At 68.9% G+C, this 17,628-nt stretch carries 14 protein-coding genes; 4 read left to right on the top strand and 10 right to left on the bottom strand.

The features are described 5' to 3' along the window. Window positions 1–230: 230 nt before the first annotated feature. From AB0F58_RS26740 to AB0F58_RS26730, 3 genes are all read right to left on the bottom strand, one after another. The gene (locus AB0F58_RS26740) at window positions 231–1,469 is read right to left on the bottom strand and encodes a phospholipase D-like domain-containing protein (protein WP_357148451.1); all 1,239 of its coding nucleotides are present in this window, start codon (window positions 1,467–1,469) and stop codon (window positions 231–233) included. Between the two features lie 254 nt (window positions 1,470–1,723). Further along, entirely contained in the window at window positions 1,724–2,788 is a 1,065-nt protein-coding gene (locus AB0F58_RS26735) for a hypothetical protein (protein ID WP_357148449.1), read from the bottom strand. Beyond that, on the bottom strand, window positions 2,788–3,285 hold the full coding sequence (locus AB0F58_RS26730; RefSeq protein WP_357148446.1) for a SigE family RNA polymerase sigma factor: 498 nt from the start codon (window positions 3,283–3,285) through the stop codon (window positions 2,788–2,790). The genes AB0F58_RS26735 and AB0F58_RS26730 overlap by 1 nt, the downstream gene beginning before the upstream one ends. A gap of 427 nt (window positions 3,286–3,712) precedes the next feature. Here AB0F58_RS26730 and AB0F58_RS26725 point away from each other — a divergent pair, with 427 nt between their 5' ends. Then, a complete protein-coding gene (locus AB0F58_RS26725) occupies window positions 3,713–4,135 on the top strand; it encodes a hypothetical protein (protein WP_357148443.1) in 423 nt (140 codons plus the stop codon). A gap of 260 nt (window positions 4,136–4,395) precedes the next feature. Here AB0F58_RS26725 and AB0F58_RS26720 read toward each other — a convergent pair whose 3' ends face one another. Then, window positions 4,396–5,736 carry an MFS transporter gene (locus tag AB0F58_RS26720; protein WP_357148440.1) on the bottom strand — a complete coding sequence of 447 codons (1,341 nt, stop codon included), beginning with the start codon at window positions 5,734–5,736 and terminating at the stop codon, window positions 4,396–4,398. A gap of 236 nt (window positions 5,737–5,972) precedes the next feature. After that, complete coding sequence (locus tag AB0F58_RS26715; protein ID WP_357148437.1) at window positions 5,973–6,467, bottom strand: GyrI-like domain-containing protein; 495 nt, start codon at window positions 6,465–6,467, stop codon at window positions 5,973–5,975. A 152-nt stretch (window positions 6,468–6,619) separates the two neighbouring features. On the opposite strand from AB0F58_RS26715, the gene AB0F58_RS26710 reads away from it, so the two are divergent. Then, on the top strand, window positions 6,620–7,453 hold the full coding sequence (locus tag AB0F58_RS26710) for a phytanoyl-CoA dioxygenase family protein (RefSeq protein ID WP_357148434.1): 834 nt from the start codon (window positions 6,620–6,622) through the stop codon (window positions 7,451–7,453). A gap of 199 nt (window positions 7,454–7,652) precedes the next feature. Further along, complete coding sequence (locus AB0F58_RS26705) at window positions 7,653–8,486, top strand: TrmH family RNA methyltransferase (protein WP_357148630.1); 834 nt, start codon at window positions 7,653–7,655, stop codon at window positions 8,484–8,486. Window positions 8,487–9,173: 687 nt separating this feature from the next. On the opposite strand, the gene AB0F58_RS26700 is transcribed toward AB0F58_RS26705, so the two are convergent. Beyond that, a complete protein-coding gene (locus tag AB0F58_RS26700) occupies window positions 9,174–10,124 on the bottom strand; it encodes a lamin tail domain-containing protein (RefSeq protein WP_357148431.1) in 951 nt (316 codons plus the stop codon). 273 nt (window positions 10,125–10,397) lie between these two features. On the opposite strand from AB0F58_RS26700, the gene AB0F58_RS26695 reads away from it, so the two are divergent. Further along, entirely contained in the window at window positions 10,398–11,315 is a 918-nt protein-coding gene (locus AB0F58_RS26695; RefSeq protein ID WP_357148429.1) for a hypothetical protein, read from the top strand. A 207-nt stretch (window positions 11,316–11,522) separates the two neighbouring features. Here the strand turns inward: AB0F58_RS26695 and AB0F58_RS26690 are convergent, their stop codons facing one another. The 4 genes from AB0F58_RS26690 to AB0F58_RS26675 all read right to left on the bottom strand — a co-directional run bounded on the left by AB0F58_RS26690 (window position 11,523) and on the right by AB0F58_RS26675 (window position 17,520). After that, entirely contained in the window at window positions 11,523–12,647 is a 1,125-nt protein-coding gene (locus AB0F58_RS26690) for a serine hydrolase domain-containing protein (RefSeq protein WP_357148426.1), read from the bottom strand. 197 nt (window positions 12,648–12,844) lie between these two features. After that, on the bottom strand, window positions 12,845–14,098 hold the full coding sequence (locus AB0F58_RS26685; protein ID WP_357148424.1) for a serine hydrolase domain-containing protein: 1,254 nt from the start codon (window positions 14,096–14,098) through the stop codon (window positions 12,845–12,847). Between the two features lie 95 nt (window positions 14,099–14,193). Continuing rightward, window positions 14,194–16,743, bottom strand: a complete 2,550-nt coding sequence (locus AB0F58_RS26680) for an FtsX-like permease family protein (protein WP_357148420.1) — start codon at window positions 16,741–16,743, stop codon at window positions 14,194–14,196. Window positions 16,744–16,746: 3 nt separating this feature from the next. Then, on the bottom strand, window positions 16,747–17,520 hold the full coding sequence (locus tag AB0F58_RS26675; protein WP_357148417.1) for an ABC transporter ATP-binding protein: 774 nt from the start codon (window positions 17,518–17,520) through the stop codon (window positions 16,747–16,749). Window positions 17,521–17,628 lie beyond the last annotated feature (108 nt).

Here is a 17,628-nt window from a genome sequence, read left to right as displayed (position 1 = left end):
GGGCTCAGACCGGGAGCCCGGTCCGCGTGGACGACGAGCAGACCCAACACGCCGCCGGCGGCGACGTTGCGGCCGAAGCCCGCGGCGGTCAGCGTACGTAGGACGGATTCCGACCGTCGGTCATGCCAGCCGGGCGGAGCCGGGATCGGTTACGGGAACTGGAAGGTCGCGCGGGGGGCGTACTGGTGGCTTCCAGCGGTGGTCACCGCCCCACCGCGCTGCCGCGCCGTTCAGGATCGGCACGGGAAGTTGGCCTTCGTGCAGGTCACCCCGGAGTTGTAGGCGTTGTTGAAGTGCGTGTAGTAGGCGTCGTAGAGCGGGCGGGTGGCACCGCTCTCCGGCGCCATCTTGACGAAGATCTCATCGTTCTCGTTGAGCGCGTCCTGCGTCCAGTTCTGCGAGCCGGTGTAGACGCGGTACTGGTAGGCACTGCCGTACCTGCCGTGGGCCAGGAAGAACTTGTCGTGGACCTTGTCCCGGCTGCGGAGGGAGACACCGGCGTCGAGCAGGGTGTCGTACACGGATCGACTCATCGCGATGCTGCCGTCGGCGTTCGTACCGATCACCATCCAGACCTTGCACCCGGCGGCGCGGAACCGGGTGACGAGGCTGACCAGTTGCGGCCGTCCGGTGGTCACCGCGGCCATGCCCACCCGCAGCCGGCAGTCGGCGTCGGGAGTCAGGTCGTTGAGGCGGGTGACGATGGTGTCGGTCTGCCCGGTTCCTTCCGGTGAGGCGTACACGTCAGCCGCGGCGGCCTGGTAGTAGCCCCGGCCCGAGGCGGAGTCGTAGTAGTCGTTGCCGCTGTAGTGCCGGCGGTTCCACATGTCGGAGAAGTTGGTGGTGAGTCCGCTGGCGAGCGTCGCATCGCCGTAGACGGTGATCGTGTTGTTGAACGCGTCCGGGCCGGTGGCGTAGGTGAGGTTGCTGGACCCGAACCAGACGACGTTGTCGTGGGCGACGCCGTTCGGGTCGGTGGTACGGGTGAAGGTGAACAGCTTGGTGTGCATGTCGCCGTCGGCGCTGGTGCTGATGCAGCCTCGGCCGCCGCTACTGTTCTGGCAGAACTGGTAATGGCGCAGTTGCTTGATCGTCGCGACGGCCGGGTCCGTCGAGCTTTCGTTCTTGCCGTCGACGACCACCATTACGGTGACGCCCCGGTTCTGGGCGCGCAGCAGGGCGTCGGCGACGGAGTCCACGCTGATGGAGTGCATCGCGCCCCGGATGGTGGACCCGGCGGGAGCAGCGTTGATCAGCCGCTCCAGTTCGGTGAGAATGGTGTAGTCGCGGCCGGTCGTCGGATTGCTGAAGTGCGCCCACACCGGGTGGCCGGCCAGGGTCGCCGTCGCGGCGGAGACGCGGCTGGTGGTCGCCGCCGCTGGCGTCGCCCCCACCGCGAGCAGGGCGGCGCCGGTCAGCACGCACGCCAGCGTACGGCGCACCCGAAGGCTCCACAAGTCAAGTGTCATGGATGACATGCTTTAGCAGTGATCCTCCTTCGTCAATGCGTTGGGGCTTTCCTGGAATGGCCGATGACGACCGACCCACCACCTTAGAGCTGACGGATTTGCTGCGGCTGCGGCGCAGGAACGCCGAACCGAAGCAGGTCGAGAGCGATTTCACGATTCGACCGGTGCAGCCCCCGACACCGGTCGACCTTGACGGCTGTTCCCGGCACGCACCGCCTGTCTCCGCTGGCATGAACCGCACGGCAGCGATTCGCTCATGGGCTTCCCCAGGTGTCGACGTCGTCGATGTCACCGGCCGGCTCGTACCCGCCCAGCACCATCAGGCCGTCCGCCTCCGTATTGCCGTCTCCCCAGCCCTTGAGGAACACCTCGACCCGGCATGGGCCGACCGACATCTGCAACACCGTGCTGCCCTGCCGGCGTACCCGGTAGGGCCCGGCGACGAGATCGCCGGTCCCCGCCCCGGTACCGGTCGGCCCGCGCTGCGCCCGGACGGTGAGCCAGCGACCGGACTCGTCACCTGCGACGAGCGAGCCTTCGGCAAAAGCGCCGGACCCGTCGCGGCTGAGACTGACCGAACACTCCAGCACTCGTGCGCCAGCGGGCAGCGACTGCAGGCGGAAGGGCACCGCACAGCGCTGGGCCTTGTCGAACCGGATGCGGCCTGCCGCACCGGTCGCCTCGTCACGGCTCGCCGCGTAGATGTCGAGCCGAGCCCAGAGACCGTCGACCGGTTGCCAACGCACGAACCAGAGGCCCCGCCCACCGGAGGGCGCCGGATCGACCCAGGCAGTTCCCGGGCGACCGTTGACACGCACGTCGGTCGGCGGCTCCGGCCGGCCCGACGACGACAGGGTCTGCCGGACGCCGTCCAGCGTGGCCGCGGCCCGCGCCAGTACGAACCGTAGCTGGATCTCTGCCCCCCGGAACTCGACGCTCTCGGTGCCACGGCCCGCACTCCAGGTAGCGTTCTCGGCACCGGGTACCAGACTCTCGGCCGTGAAATGCACGACGGTCGGATCCCTGCCGACAAGCGCAGGCCGTTCGGCAGCCCCGGGCTGGTTCGGCGACGCCGGCAGCAGGAGCGCCGATGCCGGACGCGGCGTCTGGTCCGGCCCCGGACCGGTCGGCAGCACCAGGGCCATCCCGGCCAGCACCGCACCGGCCGCTGCCGTGCCCACCGCTGTCAGCCCCCGGCGCCATCGCCGGAGGCGCCGCCCGCGGCTGCGCGCGTAAGCCACGATCGGCGCCGGGTCGATGTCGGCTCCGGCACGGGCCTTGAGCATCGCGGCTAGCCGCTCATCGAGGTCGACGGACATCAGAACGCTCCCAAGGGTGTGGCGGCGGGTCGGTCCTGCCGCTCGCGTAGCGCAGCGAGAGCCCGCTTCGCGTGTGTGCGTACCGTCCCGGTCGTACAGTTCAGGATCTCGGCAATCGTCGTGTCGTCCAGGTCTTCGTAGTAGCGCAGGACGATCACCGCTCGTTGCCGCGGCGGCAGGGTGCAGACGAGACGCCACAACGCATCACGCTCAGCCACCTCGGCCGCTTCGTCGTTCAGCGCCGGACCCTCTGCCACGGCGGCGACGGACGTCTCATGACTGCTCAGCCGCCTCCGCCAGGAGTGGTTCGCGTTCACGAGCATCCGCCGGACGTACAGGTCGGGTTGTTCCATCCGGGAGATGCGTCTCCAGCGGGCATGCGCCCTGGCGAGAACGTCCTGAACGAGGTCCTCGGCCCGATGCTCGTCACCGCTGAGCAAACGGGCGAGCCGCATCAGCGCCTGACTACGGGCAAACGCATACTCCTCGAACGTCACGCTCTATCAAACGCTGTGGCCCGCCCGGTCCGTAGACACCGCTGGCCACTTTCCGGGGTCTTCCCGGTCGACGACCCACCCACCCGCCCGTGCAGGTCATGCAGCAGATCGCGGACCTCCCGCTGCGGCCCGCAGGAAGATCAGGCCGGGCCCGACTCCGCGCTCGGCGCGTCGGCACCCGGCTGACACCCCGCTCCCGGCCGGCGGCGTACCGGCCCCCTGGCGAGGATGCCGCCTTTCCTCTTTTCCCTTCACGCTGGAGCACGGCGCTCGGCTGCTGCCTGGAGATCACCACTGTTCCTGGTGACGTCATCGATTCGCTCCGAGGGTATCCCCAGCCGAGGAAATCAATTAGTGTCTCTTGTGGACAGGGCCTTTTTGATCTCTGTCGGTCAATGCATCTGTCGGATGACGAAAGGCGACTCGGGTGATCAACGGTAAAATGATCAGTAGGCGTGCGGCGACACTCAGCGCAGTCGCGGCGTTCAGCCTCGCGACGTGGGCACAACCGTCTTTCGCTGCGCCCTCCGACAGCCCGATCGGCACTTACGGCGTGAACGCCAGTGCTTACACCAGTGACAGCTCGCCCGGCGGTCAAGGGATCTTCGAGCACGACGGCGAGGTCCTGCGAGCCTGCGACCTTGAATCAGACGGTCTGCGCGCGGTCGCCTACCTCCGCGTAGGCATTGCCACGACGTCAGTCCACGACAGTGACGGCGCCAACGGGCAGTGCGCCTACACGAACCTTTCGATCGCCGAGAACACGACCGTCGAACTGCGAGTCTGCCTGCGTAACGGCGCAAGCGGAGCAGACCAATCCTGCAGCACCTGGCGCCAGGGCTCTGCTTGATCGAATTCTGGAGTAATGGGGCCCGGCCAGCGCCGGGCCCCGCGCCCTTCCGGCCCGCCGGCAGCTTCCGGCCCAGAAACAACTCCGCGCAGTGCACCACAAAGCAGTGCGCCCACCAAAGGCGATGTTCGCGTTTCCAGATCCGGATAACGAAGCCGATACCTAGACCCGGGCCGTCGAGATCCGATTCCATCGAGGCCCGCCCTGTCCCTCTGCCCGGCACGTCGGGCGCGCTGGTTGGCCAATGGGTCTGGCTACGGTCAGTTGATCCGGACGCCGCCCGGCCGCTCAGCGTTGACGACGAGGCTGTCGCGGCTCGTCGGGTCACCACTGGGCGCGGGAACGATCTCCACGTCGTCGCCTGTGGTGGCGCGATCCCCGTTGCCGTCCTGGCCTGATCGATCGCGGAATGACCGACTCAGCAGTGGAAGGACACTCAACGCCCCCAGTGCGGCGCCGATCGCGAGTGCGGTGCGTGCACCCAGAGCCTCAGCCAGAAGACCGATCGTCCCGATGGCGATCGGGTGAACCAGTCGCGTGGTGGCCGCCCAGCTGCCGACGACCGAGCTGAGCCGGTCCGTCGGGGTGACCGTCATCCGTGTGGACGCGAAGGTCGGGTTGAACAATCCTGTGGTGAAGAGCAGGCCGAACTGCAACGTCAGGATCGCCGCAAGCGCCGCAGGCCCCGCCGGTATGGCGGCGAGGGGGAGCAGCCAGACGACCCGGACCAGTCCGGTGCCGAGAAGGACCAGGTCCCTTCCCCACCGCCGGATCAACCGGTACGACAGCGAGCCCGCGAGCATTCCGCCGAGGCATGGGGCGCCGAGGACCAGCCCGTACTCCCACGCGGACAGGCCCAGGTCACGCACGATGAAGAGCGCCAGGATCGGGTTCGTGGCCATGAGGGCGGACCCGAAGAGCACGGCATTGACGTAGAGGGCACGGAGGGGAGGCACCCGCCAGATGGTTCGGAGGCCCGTGCCGATCCGAAGGCCGGTCGCCGTTCGTCCGGCAGCGGGACCTGGCCCGGACATCCCGGCCAGCAGCATGGCAGACACCAGGAACGACGCGCTGTTGCAAGCGAGGGTCAGGGACGGGCCGATGGCCGAGGTCACCACGCCCCCGGCGGGCGGACCGATCAGCTGGGCCGCCCAGAACACCGACTCCTGCCGCCCGAGAGCCCAATCCAGACGATCGCGGCCGATGTGTTTGAGCATCGACGTACCTGCGGCGGCGAAGAGGATCGCCACCGACATCTCGGTAGCGGCCACCGCCGCCAGGTGCCACACGGTGACCGTCCCTGCCCAGGTGGCGAGGCTGAGGCTGAGTAGGGCAGCGCCCGCCAGCAGATCCAGCGAGATCATCACCGGCCGTTTGTGCCAGGTGTCGATCCTCGGTGCGACCACCAGGGCGGTGGCACCCGTCGCAAGCGTCGCCAAGCCGCTCAACAGCCCCAGTTCGCCACCGCTGACACCGACCTCCGTGATGGCGATCCACAGGACGACGCCGCTGCCGAACAGCGTGCCGACGGTGCTGACCGTGTAGGCGAGAAGCATCCGCCGCAGGTCCGGTGAGGTGGCTGGCGCCGCAACGTGCTTCACGCAGTTCCCTTTCGTACGGATCGGAGGTGGCTGATCAGGTAGCGGCTACGGGCAGCGGGTAGCCAGGGACGGCCGGTGGCGAGTTCGATAGATCGTCCGTACTGCTGCGCCAGCTGGGATGACGGCGGCGAGGAAGTACCGGAACGGCGTATTTCTCGCCAATCGACCGCGAGGCGGACAGCGAGCTACGGGCCGCCGGCCGGACCCCTCATGCTGTCTGGACGTTCGCCAGATCGTTACGCTGGTTCGACGGGCAGCCAGAGTTCACAGGTGGCGGTGCTGAAGTCGTTTGGAGGCTCAAGCATCGCGACGATCTCCGGGCCCGGCCGCAGACGCCACGGGTTCGACGGGAACCACACGGCTGCGGCCGTGGCCCAGGCCTCCTGCAGGGTCTGCGGATGCGGGCCCATGGTCCGGATGACCACCCATCTGCCGGCCGGAACCTCGATGATGTCGAGGCCGCCGGGGACCGGCGTACCCGCGGATACGGCGACGCCGTGAAGGTAGGTCAGCTCGCTGCCTTCGGCGTAGTCGGGGTCAAGGTCGTCGCTGACCGCGAGCAGGCCGCTCGGCTCAGTGTTGCCGAGAGCCTTCAAGCGCAGGTGCTCCTCCATCGGCAGCGCGGTGATGTGCCGTTGGATGTGCGGGTTGATGCCTTGATGGACCAGCCGGACACGGGCCGCGTGCCCCACGAGCCGGAACGCGGGATGGTCGACGATGCGGGTGTCCACGTGTTCGCTCCCTTCGACGGTCAGACGGAGTGCCGAAATCATCGAGCCTCCGTCCGAGGTCAACCTTGTTGCAGCGCACCCGTGGGTACCCGACAGAAGCGGCGCGGAAATTGCCGGGTGATCGAGACCGGCGCCGCCGCACGATGGGGGACATGGATGACACGACCGTGGTGTCCCGCTTTCTTTGCGACGGCTTCGTGAAGCTGGAGGGTGCCGTCGCGCCACGCGTGGCAGCGGACTGCGCGCGGCTGCTGTGGCGGGAGACGGGCTGCGACCCGGACGATCCAGCGACGTGGAGGCAGCCCGTGCACTGGGTGCCCGGCATGGCGCAGGCGCCGTTCGCCGCCGCTCCCAACTCCCCGTTCCTGCATCACGCGTACGACCTGCTCGTCGGCGCGGGACGCTGGGAGCCGCGCTACTCGCTGGGCACGTTCCCGCTGCGCTTCCCGCATGCCGAGGAGCCGGACGACGCGGGCTGGCACATCGAGGGCAGCTATCTGCCGGAGGGCGAGAGCTGGTACTTCACCAATGTGCGCTCCCGGGACCGGGCACTGCTGATGCTGTTCCTGTTCAGTGAGGTCGGTGAGAAGGACGCCCCGACCCGGATCCGGGTCGGCTCGCACCTCGACGTGCCGAAGGTCCTGGAGAAGTACGGGGAGGACGGAGCGAGCGGGCTGACCCTTGCGCCCGACCTGGTGGCGGCGTCCGAGCACCGGCCGCTCGCCCTCGCTACCGGATCTCCGGGCGACGTCTTCCTGTGCCACCCCTTCCTGGTGCACGCGGCGCAACCTCATCACGGAGCGCGGCCTCGCTTCATGGCCCAACCGCCGCTGATGCCAGCCGCACCGTACGAACTGGAGCGGGCCGACGGCGCATACTCACCCGTAGAGATCGCGATCCGTCGGGGTCTCGGACAGGACGTCTCCGGCCCGGACGGGGACGGACCCGACCGCAGCGCTGGGGCGACGTGCGCCGTCCGTTTCTGAGGGCCTGGCCGAAGCTTGTCGGAAACGTCGGGAGCCAGGGTGAGGTCCAAGGCGGGACGCTCGCCGATGCGGGCCGGAAGGCGTGTCCGGGGCCAGGATCCGGTGGCGGATCCCGGCCGGCACTCACCACAGTGCCCGAGGCCGGTGAAGTGTGGCAGGCAAAGCATGGGCGGGCTACCTACGTGCGACGGAGGCGGGGCTGGCAGTGGTTCTGAAGGTGAGTGGCCGCAACGCGCGGTTCCAGCAGTGGAAAGCTCTCCTCGGCAATCGGACCAAGCGGCAGCGACGCGGCGAGTTCCTCGTGCAGGGCGTGCGCCCGATCACCATGGCCGTCAAACACGGCTGGCAGATCCGGGAACTGCTCTACGACACCAGCGCTCAGCTGTCCGGCTGGGCACGCGAGGCCCTGGACACAGTCCGGGCCGAGAAGTTCGCCGTCTCGCGTGAACTGATGCACGAACTGGGAGGTAAGGCAGACACGGTTCCAGAGCTGCTGGCCGTGGTCGTGCTGCCGGAGGACAACCTGCGCCGTATCCCGGTCGGTCCGACCATGCTCACCGTCGTGTTCGATCGGCCCACTAGCCCCGGCAATATCGGGACCCTCGTTCGGTCGGCGGACGCCTTCGGCGCCGGCGGCGTCATCGTCACCGGCCACGCCGCCGACGTGTACGACCCGAAGGCGGTCCGGGCGAGCACCGGTTCGCTGTTCGCCTTGCCCGTGGTCCGGGTGCCCTCCCACCAGGCCGTTCTATCCTGGGTCGCGGACGTCCGCGCCGATGGCATCGGCATGAGCATCATGGGAACCGATGAGCGCGGCATCCTCGACGCAGCCGAGTACGACTTCACCCAACCCACCCTGACGTTGATCGGCAACGAGACCGCCGGCCTCAGCTCCGGCTGGCGCGAGGCATGCGACCAGCTCGTCCGGATCCCCATGTTCGGGTCCGCCAGCTCCCTGAACGCGGCGACCGCCGCGACTGTCGTGCTGTACGAATCGGCACGTCAGCGGGCCGCCGCCACCCGGCGGCGGTAACGCACCGATCGCAGGCGGCCCGCCCGGCGGCTATCCGCCACCTGCGGCAGGCCTCGAACGCCTCCGGCGGCATCCACGGGCGCATCCGCGACCGGCGGCCACTGCTGAGGCTACGCAGCAGCGGGAACGGCCGTCGTCCCACAAACGAAGTGGCCCGACCCGCGATTTCGCGGGTCGGGCCACTTGTGATCTTGCGCGCCCGAAGGGACTCGAACCCCTAACCTTCTGATCCGTAGTGAGATTCCTTAATACATAAAGGAATTCATCCGGCCCAGTCCAGCCACATACGACCAAACCCGAACGCGTTGTAGCAGGTCCACGTTTTGAGCTATCGACTTCCCTGCGAGTTCCGCATAAAAACTGAGTAGGAAATCCGGCCCAGTCCAGCCCGCCCCGGCTGGTTCCCCGACGTCCGAGCACCCACGGAGCAACCCCGAGCAGCCCGACCAAGCCCGGCTCAGGGGCAGCCACGAAGCGCGGCTGTTCCGGGTCGACCTCAGCCAGCGCCGGGAGTACCAAGCGAGAGAAGGGATAGGCGGGAGGTTTCTGCGGCTTGCCGGTGGGAGTGACGGTCTCCGGGTGGGGTGCCGCGCTGTCACGTTGGCCGGGCGGTCAGGCCGAAGGCCGGTCCCCCTCCGGGGAGACCGGCCTTCGGTCATCATGCCAGCCGGACGGGGTCGGAATCGGTCAGGGGAATTGGATGGGCGCGTGCGGGGCGTACTGGTGCGCCGCGCGCAGGTCACCGTCCGGGTCGAAGAGATACGCGCCGTCGGCCATGTGCTCGGGCGCACCCGTCACGTTGTCGAAGATCCGGTCATTCTTCTTGTCGAGGACCCGGTCATCTTTCTTCCGCTTCTTCGGCTTCCAGTAATAGTGGTCATCGCCGTTCTTACCCTTACCAACATGCAGCACGATGGTGCCGCCGGCAGGAACGACCGCCGAGGACGGGAACTCGTACCCACGTGCGCGGTCGCCGAGGTACGAGCTGTCGCGCAGCCACCATTTCGCGAGGCTGACCGGCTTCGCGCCCAGGTTGTCGATCGATACGCTCTCGTCGCCCCGCCACTTCACGGTGACCCGCAGAACGGCGTTCTGGCTGGGACCGGCACCACAGGAATCGGTGTCCCAGAGTCCACGACCCTCTCTGGCCGCCCGCGCCGCCAGGACCGGGTAGGTGGCGTTGGGCAGGTACTCGACCTTGTTCGGCAGCCACAGGGCAAGCCCTTCCTTCATCAGCTCGGCCGCCGGGTCGATCCACTTGCCCTCCTTCTTTACCTCGAGGCTGCGGCGCAGCCGATGGCGTTTGCCGCTTTCGCTGCCCGAGTTCCGTGCCGTGATCTTGACTCGCTTGTTCAGGACAAGTTCCTCCATGCGCCGGGCGGCCTGCCGCGCGTGGCATTCGCCGTCCCGGTGGCCCGGCCGGTAGTCGGTCAGTTCCATCGCGTTCAGGCCGGTGATGCGGATGCGGACAGGGTGCTTCTTCCCCTTGATTCTCGCGATGACGGTGTCGCCGTCGACCACTCGGACCACCGTGCCCGTCGTGTCGACCGGGGCGGCCGAGGCGGGTACCGCCAGGGTCAGCGAGCCGGCCAGGGCACCGGTCAGCACACCAGCCGCCAGGCGGCCCCTCACGGTCATTCGCTCCGTCACCCTCGGTTGCTGCGCCCGATTGCGCAGCCCTCGCTGGATGCGTGCCAGGACAGTGCCGGCAGCGGCCGGCTGTCGCTCTCGATACATGATCCGCCTTTCGTGACAGTGACGTCGGAAGCGCTGTCCGCCTTCCATGCCGTACCAGCGTTCGCCGCGTGACCTGCCACGATCCAGCGAGTCGCGGCGAGTCGCGCGACTCGCGCACCCGTCGAGACGTCCCCCTGGCATTCACGAGGTCAGCGCCTCGCCCACAATGGAGAGGTGGCGATTCAGGATCATGACCCGGATGCGATCCGTAGTTTCTGGGCGGCTTTGGACTCGGCGTGGAGGGACGCTGGATGCCTGTCGGCAGAAGAGATCAGTCTCCAACTACAGACAAAGCGCAACTACAGCCTTTCGCCTTCGACGATTCGTGGCTGGCTCGACCACAAAGGCCTGCCTCGCAAGAACGAAGACTTCACCGAGATGTGCTTCGTGCTCGTGGGCAAGGATCGGGCCGATCAACTCGAGGCCGCGCTCAAGGCCGCGCGGCAGGTCAACCGGACGCCACAACCTGCGGTACCGCCCAAAGCGCCTGCGCCCGACCAGCAAGACACATACATCCCCGGGCCCCCAACCAGCGACATCGACAACCAAGAACCTGTCGGCGTCCCGCAACGGAGGCGCGTGGCCCTGCGTACCTGGCACGTGGTGTCGCTGGCAGCCGTCGTCATCGTCACCGTCGCCGCCGGAGTGGCTCTGGCGCCCGACGGTGAGCAGCCGCCGGAGAAGCCGATGAGGGTTCCGTCCCCCGGACGAGCCGATGCCACTCCGCCCGCGGAGAACGCACCCTGCCCGACGCAGACGATCACCGCAACATCGAGAAACGAGAACCGTGCCCACGCGACGTTCTGCCCGGACCGGCTCGAGTTCCTGCTGTACGACGACAGGCCCGACGGCGAATCCGCAGTCCTCGTCGTCCGGGTCGACGGCAAAGAATGGCCTCCGTACTTCAACAGCAGATCCCACGCCACTCGAAGCCCGAACGGCAGCGCCGTGACGAAGAACCCTCCCAAACGCGTCACCGTCCCCCTTGCCCCTGACGCCACCGCCGAGTTCCGAGTCTGTGTAGCCGAACGCAATCCGGACCGCACCTATCCAGAAGACACCTGCGGCACGTGGACATCGATCTGGCCGTAGCGGCGACAGACAGCTGCTACACGGGTACCGTCGCGCAACAGCTGGGCAATGAGCCAGTGCCAATCAACATCTGCCACCAGTTGCGCGGCAGCTACCGGTGCCCGTCGTCGCCCCGGTGCCCCTACCTGGCGAGATCCCCTAAAACCCCATCACACACAAAATGCGTGAATCAGACGTCCTCTCAGGGGCGTACTCCTGCCGCGCCGGTCACTTCGCGCAGAGTGCGGCGTCGACGAGGGCAGCCCGGTCGGCGGCGACAGTGCCGTCCACGACCGACCCGTTGAGCGAGGTGACCACCAGGGTCGCGGCGCGACCGTCGTCGGTGGCGCCGTTGACGGTCGAGTAGCCGGGGATGTCACCGCCGTGGCCCCACGCCACCCCGTTACAACTCAACGGGGTACGGAAGAGACCGAGCCCGTACCGCACGCCCGATTGCGGATGCACGGCGACGGTGGTCCGCATCTCGGCCAGCTGCGCAGGTTTGAGCAGCTTGCCAGCCAGAAGGGCCCGCAGGAACGTGTTGAGATCGGCCGGGGTGGAGACCAGTTGGCCGGCGGCCCAACCCCAGCTCGGGTCCATTCGGGTGAAGTCGAGCAGTTCGCCGGTGGCTTCATCGAGCTGGTAACCCTGGGGATGCCGGCCGCGGATACCTTCCTCACCGACCCCGGGCGCGTAGGTGTCGCGCAGGCCGATCCGCTCGATGACCCGGGTGGTGACCAGCTCGTTGAACGGCCGGCCGGTGACCCGTTGGGCGATCAGGCCGGCCAGCAGATAGTTGGTGTTGCTGTAGGCCCAGTCGCCGGCCGGCCTGCCTTCCCTGGCATTGGCCATGTCGAGCAGGTTCCGGGGTTCGAAGTAGATGTGCTGGTACGGCGGGATGTCTCGCACGCCCTGGAACATCGCATCGGTGTAGTCGGGCAGGCCGCTGGTGTGCTGCAGCAGTTGGCGGACCGTGATCGCTTCCGCGTCCACACCCGGGCTGCGCACGAGGCCCGGCAGGTACGTCTCGACCGATTCGTCGAGATCCACTGTGCCTTCGCCGACGAGCTGCAGTACGACGACGGAGGCGAACATCTTGCTGGCGCTGCCGATGCGTACTTGGCCGTTCTTCGGCACCTTCGCGCCGGTGCGCAGGTCGCCGACCCCGGCCGTGTAGTGGTGGGTCCGGCCGCGATGGTCCCGGACGGCGGCCAGCGCCCCCGGGTGCCGGTCGGTGCCGACGAGCTTCTCGATGCGTTGCCCGATAGCGTCGGGGCGGGCCTCGGCCCAGGCGGCGCCGACCGGGCCGGCGGCCGTGAGACCGCCCGCCGCGATCACCGCGGTCGTCGCCATGGCGACGACTCGGCGACGCGACCGGACGGGCCGGCGGGGTCGAGTGAGGTGAGTGGACACAGGTTGCTCCTTGACTGGGTACGGATGGCGGCCGGGCCGCCGCCCGTGCGGGTGCGCCAGGCGTTCCGGCACGGGCGGCGGGTCGCCCCGTCAGTGGCTGTTCCGGCGAAGAGATCGGGTCAGTTGACCGGCGACGGCTACCTGCCGGCGCACAGTGCGGCGTCGAACGCGTCCAGGACCTGGAACACGCCGTCGGGGACCGGGCTCGAGTCGGCGGTCACCGCGATGGTCACGGCGCGCCCGTCGGCGGTGATGGCGGTACGGCTGGAGTACCCGTCGATGTCGCCGCCGTGCCCCCAGGCGCGACCGCCGCAGGAGAGGTCGAATCCGGTGGTGCCGAGACCGTAGTGCCACACCAGGTCCGGAAGGGCCTCGCCACCGGGGCGGAAGATCTTGCTGTCGCGCATCTCGGCCAGGCTCGCCAGCGTGATCAGCTTCCCGTTCTGCAGCGCCAGCAGGAACTTGTTCACGTCACTCGGCGTGGCGATCATCTGGCCGGCGGCCCAGGCGATGGAGGGGTCCACCTGGGTGGTGTCGACCCACTTCAGAGTTTCGGCGTCGGGCAGGTAGCCCTTGGCGTGTGGCTGGCGGATGGTCTTGTCGCCGACGCCGGGCCAGTACGTCTCGTGCAGCCCGGCGGGCTTGAGAATCTTGTTGGTGATCACCTCGGCCAGCGGGCGGCCGGTGACCTTCTGCACCAGCAGACCGGCCACGATGTAGTTGGTGTTGCGGTACTGCACCTGCTCACCGGGGGCCGGGGCGTCCGCCTTGTGAGAGAACGCCGAGTCGAGTAGGTCGCGCGGCTCGTAGTACTTCTTGCTCCATTCGGAGACGTGCGGCTGGTCGTAGGCGGGTAGGCCGCTGGTCATGCCCAGCAGGTGCCGGACCGTGATGGTGTGTCCGTCGAAGCCCTCGCCACGGACCAGCCCCGGCAGGTATGTCTCGATCGGCTCGTCGAGGGCGACCTTGCCCTCGTCGACGAGCTGCAGGACGGCGACGGCGGTGTACATCTTCGTGTTGCTCGCGATCCGGATGTAGCCGTCGGTGGGCACCTTCGCCCTGGTCCGCAGGTCGTTGACCCCGGCGGTGTAGTTGGTGACGCGACCCTTGCTGTCCCGTACCGAGGCCAGTGCCCCGGGGGCGACGCCGGCCTTGACCAGCGCGTCCAAGCTGGCCTGGACGGTGTCCTTAGTCGGTCGGTGGGCCTGCGCGGCGTCGGCGTACTGGATACCGATGCCGGCGGAGCCGACCAGCGCGACGAGGGCCAGCGCGGCGGCGCGGCGGCGACCGGCACCGAACCGCTTGCGCGGCGCCGCGGTGGCGGTACCGATGGCGGTGGGGGTGGCGGTGCCCTTGTCCGGGCCGGACCCGTCGGTGTGCTGCGGTGACACGGAGCCTCCTGGTGAGTGTTCGGATCGGGCGTCCTGTGCGCCGATCCACGGAGCCGACGACGCTTCGTCGGCACTCGCGGTGAACTGACTGGCGGTCACTCCTTGATGCCGATGCTGTCGACCGGCGGCGTCCGCAGGAGTGCGCTGATGGGCGCGACGGTGGTGACCAGCGCGAGCAGCGTGGTACCGCCGATGATCGAGACCCAGCCGAGCGGCGGGACGTAGGGAACCAGCTGTCCGGTCAGCATCCGGACCACCGAGACCAGGGTGACAGCGGCGATGGCGCCACCGATGAGCAGCGACGTGCCGAGCAAACCGACCTGTTCGGCGTGCACCATCCGCTTGACCTGTCGGGTCGTCACGCCGACCAGGCGAAGCAGGGCCAGTTCGCGACCCCGGGCCAGCGCCGCCATGATCATGGTGTTGGCGGCGGCGAGGGCGGCGTATCCGACCATGATTCCGATGAGCAGCTTGTTCAGCCAGGCGCTGAGCGCCAGGTCGGTGGCGAGTTGGGCGTCGATGACCCTGGTTTCGGTCAGGCCACTTCCCGGGTACCGCTCGACCAGGCCGGCGAGGCCGGCGGGGGTCTCACCGTTGCCCGGCTCGGTGCGGATCAGCACCTGGTCGTCGAGATCGGTCGGGGTGTGGCCGTCGGCCGTCTCCCGGTTGAGGGTCACGTTTCCGAAGGCGAGCCCCCGGTCGTAGATGGCGACCAGCCGCAACGACACCGGTGTGCCGTCGCCGAGCCACATCTCGACCTGGTCGCCGAGATCTACCCCCTGTGACGATGCCTGCATGGTCGACAATGCCACGGTTTCACCACGCAGATCGGCGAGGCTACCTTGGGTGACCGACAGGTCCAGGGTCTGGTCGGCCCCGTCAGGGTCGATCGCCTGAGCGTCGACGGGTTCGGCGGCACCCATCATCGGCACGATCACCGAGGTACGCCGGATCCCGGTGGCGGCGACGACGCCGGGCACCTCACGGGCGTCCGCCACGGCGGTCGCCGGCAGCCCGACCGCCGACACCAGGGCGTGTTGGGCCAGCATCCCGTCGCGGGTCTGAGCAACGGTCTCCTGCTGCAGGTTGTCCTGCAGGAACCAGATCGAGCCGCCGAAGCCGACCGACAGCACCAACGCGGTCAGTACGGTCGCCATGCCCTGTGCGTTCGCCCGCAGGTTGGCCGCCGCCAGGTAGCCACTGTCGCCCCACACGGCACGCAGCACCGGACCGAGTGCCCGTGCGGCGTATCGGTTGATCCACGGCGCGAGTAGTGCGGCGGCGAGCACGAAGACGAACAGCATGCCGGTCGCCACGCCGAGTGCGGCCTGGCCCCGGACGACGGCGGGGAACATGGCCAACCCGACCCCGATTCCGACCCCGCCGCCGAGCGCGACCAGACCGGCGACGAGCCGGACGCGGCTGCTGCGGGCCGGCTCCACGGCGGCCTCGCCGAGCGCCTCGGTCGGCCGGATCCGCACCGTACGGCGGGCCGCGATCAGCGCCGCTGACACCGCCGCCAGCACCGTCGCCGCGCTGACCGCCACCGCGGAGAGCGCCCCGCCGTCGAGCGGGAAGCCGTGGGGGATGAACCCCCGAATCACGAGCTGTCCGTGCACCCAGTCGGTCGCCCACAGGCCGGCCGGGATGCCGAGCACCACCGAGACGATGCTCAGCTGCGCGACCTCGGCGACGATCATCAGCCGAACCTGTCCCGGGGTCGCCGCGACGGCGCGCAACAGGGCCAGGTCGCGGCGGCGGTGGCGGACCGCCAGGCCGACCGTTCCGGCGACGACGAACAGGACGAGCCCCGCGACGTAGCCGCCGAAGACGGCACCGAGCTGGATCAGCATGTCGGCCGCCGCGAGCGCCTCGGAATGCTCCAGCTTTCCGCGTTTTGCGCCGGTGTGGACCGTCGCGCCGGATTCGGCGGCGAGCCGGCCGACCTCGGCCGTCACGGCGGCGGAATCCGCGCCACGGGCCAGGACGATCCCGATCAGTCCGGCCCGGTCCGGGTCAGGGCTGAGCGCGGCGGCGTGGTCGTCGGTGAAGAACAGCGCGGACGGACCGTCGCCGTCGGTGGCGCGTTCCACGATGCCGCTGACCCGGTACTCCCGCACCGTGCCGGCGGCGAGGACCGGGATCTGGTCGCCCGGCCGCAGCTGGGCGCCGGCCGCCGTGGCGAGCCGGACGTCGATGGCGACCTCGTCGGTGGTGTCCGGCTGGTCGCCGTCGACGATCTGGTACGGGGTGAGCGCGGCACTGCTCCAACCGTGCGCGACCGCCTCCTGCGCCGTGTCCTGGACCGGTACGACCGCCTGGATCGAGCGGTCGGCGGCGACGACCGCCACGTCGGGCAGCTGCCGGACGCGTTCGGCGAGCGCGACCGGCACGGTGCCGCCGGTGGGCAGATCCACGGTGACCGTGGTGGTCTGGCCGAACTCGGTGGTCTCGACGGTCATGTCGCGATCCGCGACCAGGATGTCAGCGGCGGCGTACCGCTGCGGTTCGGGCGTGAACCGCAGCCCGGACTCGACCAGCAGGCCCATCGACATGAGGATCGTGACGCCGCAGGTGAGAGCGACAAGGGTGGCGACCGCGCTGCCGATGCGGTGGCGCAGCATTCGCAGGGCGAGCATCAGCATGACTCAGCTCTCCTGGGTGACGAGCTGGCGGCGGCCGAGCCACGCCAACTGCTCGGCGATCTGCTCCGCACCCGGCTGGGGCATGTCCCGCACGATCCGGCCGTCGGCCAGGACCATCACCCGGTCGGCGTACGAGGCCGCCACCGGATCGTGGGTCACCATGATCACCGTCTGCTGCGAGTCGTCGACCACCGCCCGCAGCAGGGCCAGCACGTCAGCGGCGGTCTGGGTGTCCAGCGCGCCGGTCGGCTCGTCACAGAAGATCACCTCGGGACGCATCGCCAGCGCCCGGGCGATCGCCACCCGCTGCTGCTGCCCGCCGGACAACTCGGCCGGGCGGTGGTGCAACCGGTCGCCGAGTCCGACCCGTTCCACCACCTGGCGCAGCCAGGCGGCGTCCGGGCTTACCCCGGACAGCCGCAGCGGCAGGCGGATGTTCTCCTCGACGGTCAGCGCCCCGATCAGGTTGAACGCCTGGAAGACGAAGCCGATCCGGCTGCGCCGCAGCTTGGTCAGCTTCGTCTCCGACAACCGCGACAGCTCCTGGTCACCGATCCACACCTGCCCGGAGGAGGGCCGGTCCAGGCCGGCTGCGGTCTGTAGCAGGGTGCTCTTGCCGGAGCCGGACGGTCCCATGACCGCCGTGAACGTGCCGCGGCGAAAATCCGCGTCGACGCTGGCGAGCGCGGTGACCGCCTGCGGTCCGGAACCATAGGTACGGGCGAGTTGTACTACGCGGACCGCCGTGTCGGCGACCTGTCCAACGCGGACGGACATCTGGACACTCTCCATGTCGTCAGAGGACGATTACATGGAGAACGCTATGGTCAGACGGGCTGTCGGACGATCTAGCGTACTGGCCAACCGGGGTACAGCAGGCTGTAC

The sequence above is a fragment of the Micromonospora sp. NPDC023956 genome (assembly GCF_040639195.1).
In the GTDB taxonomy this organism is placed as follows: domain Bacteria; phylum Actinomycetota; class Actinomycetes; order Mycobacteriales; family Micromonosporaceae; genus Micromonospora.
The sequence above is the reverse complement of the archived record's forward strand: the minus strand, read 5'-3'. Positions and strand labels throughout refer to the sequence as shown.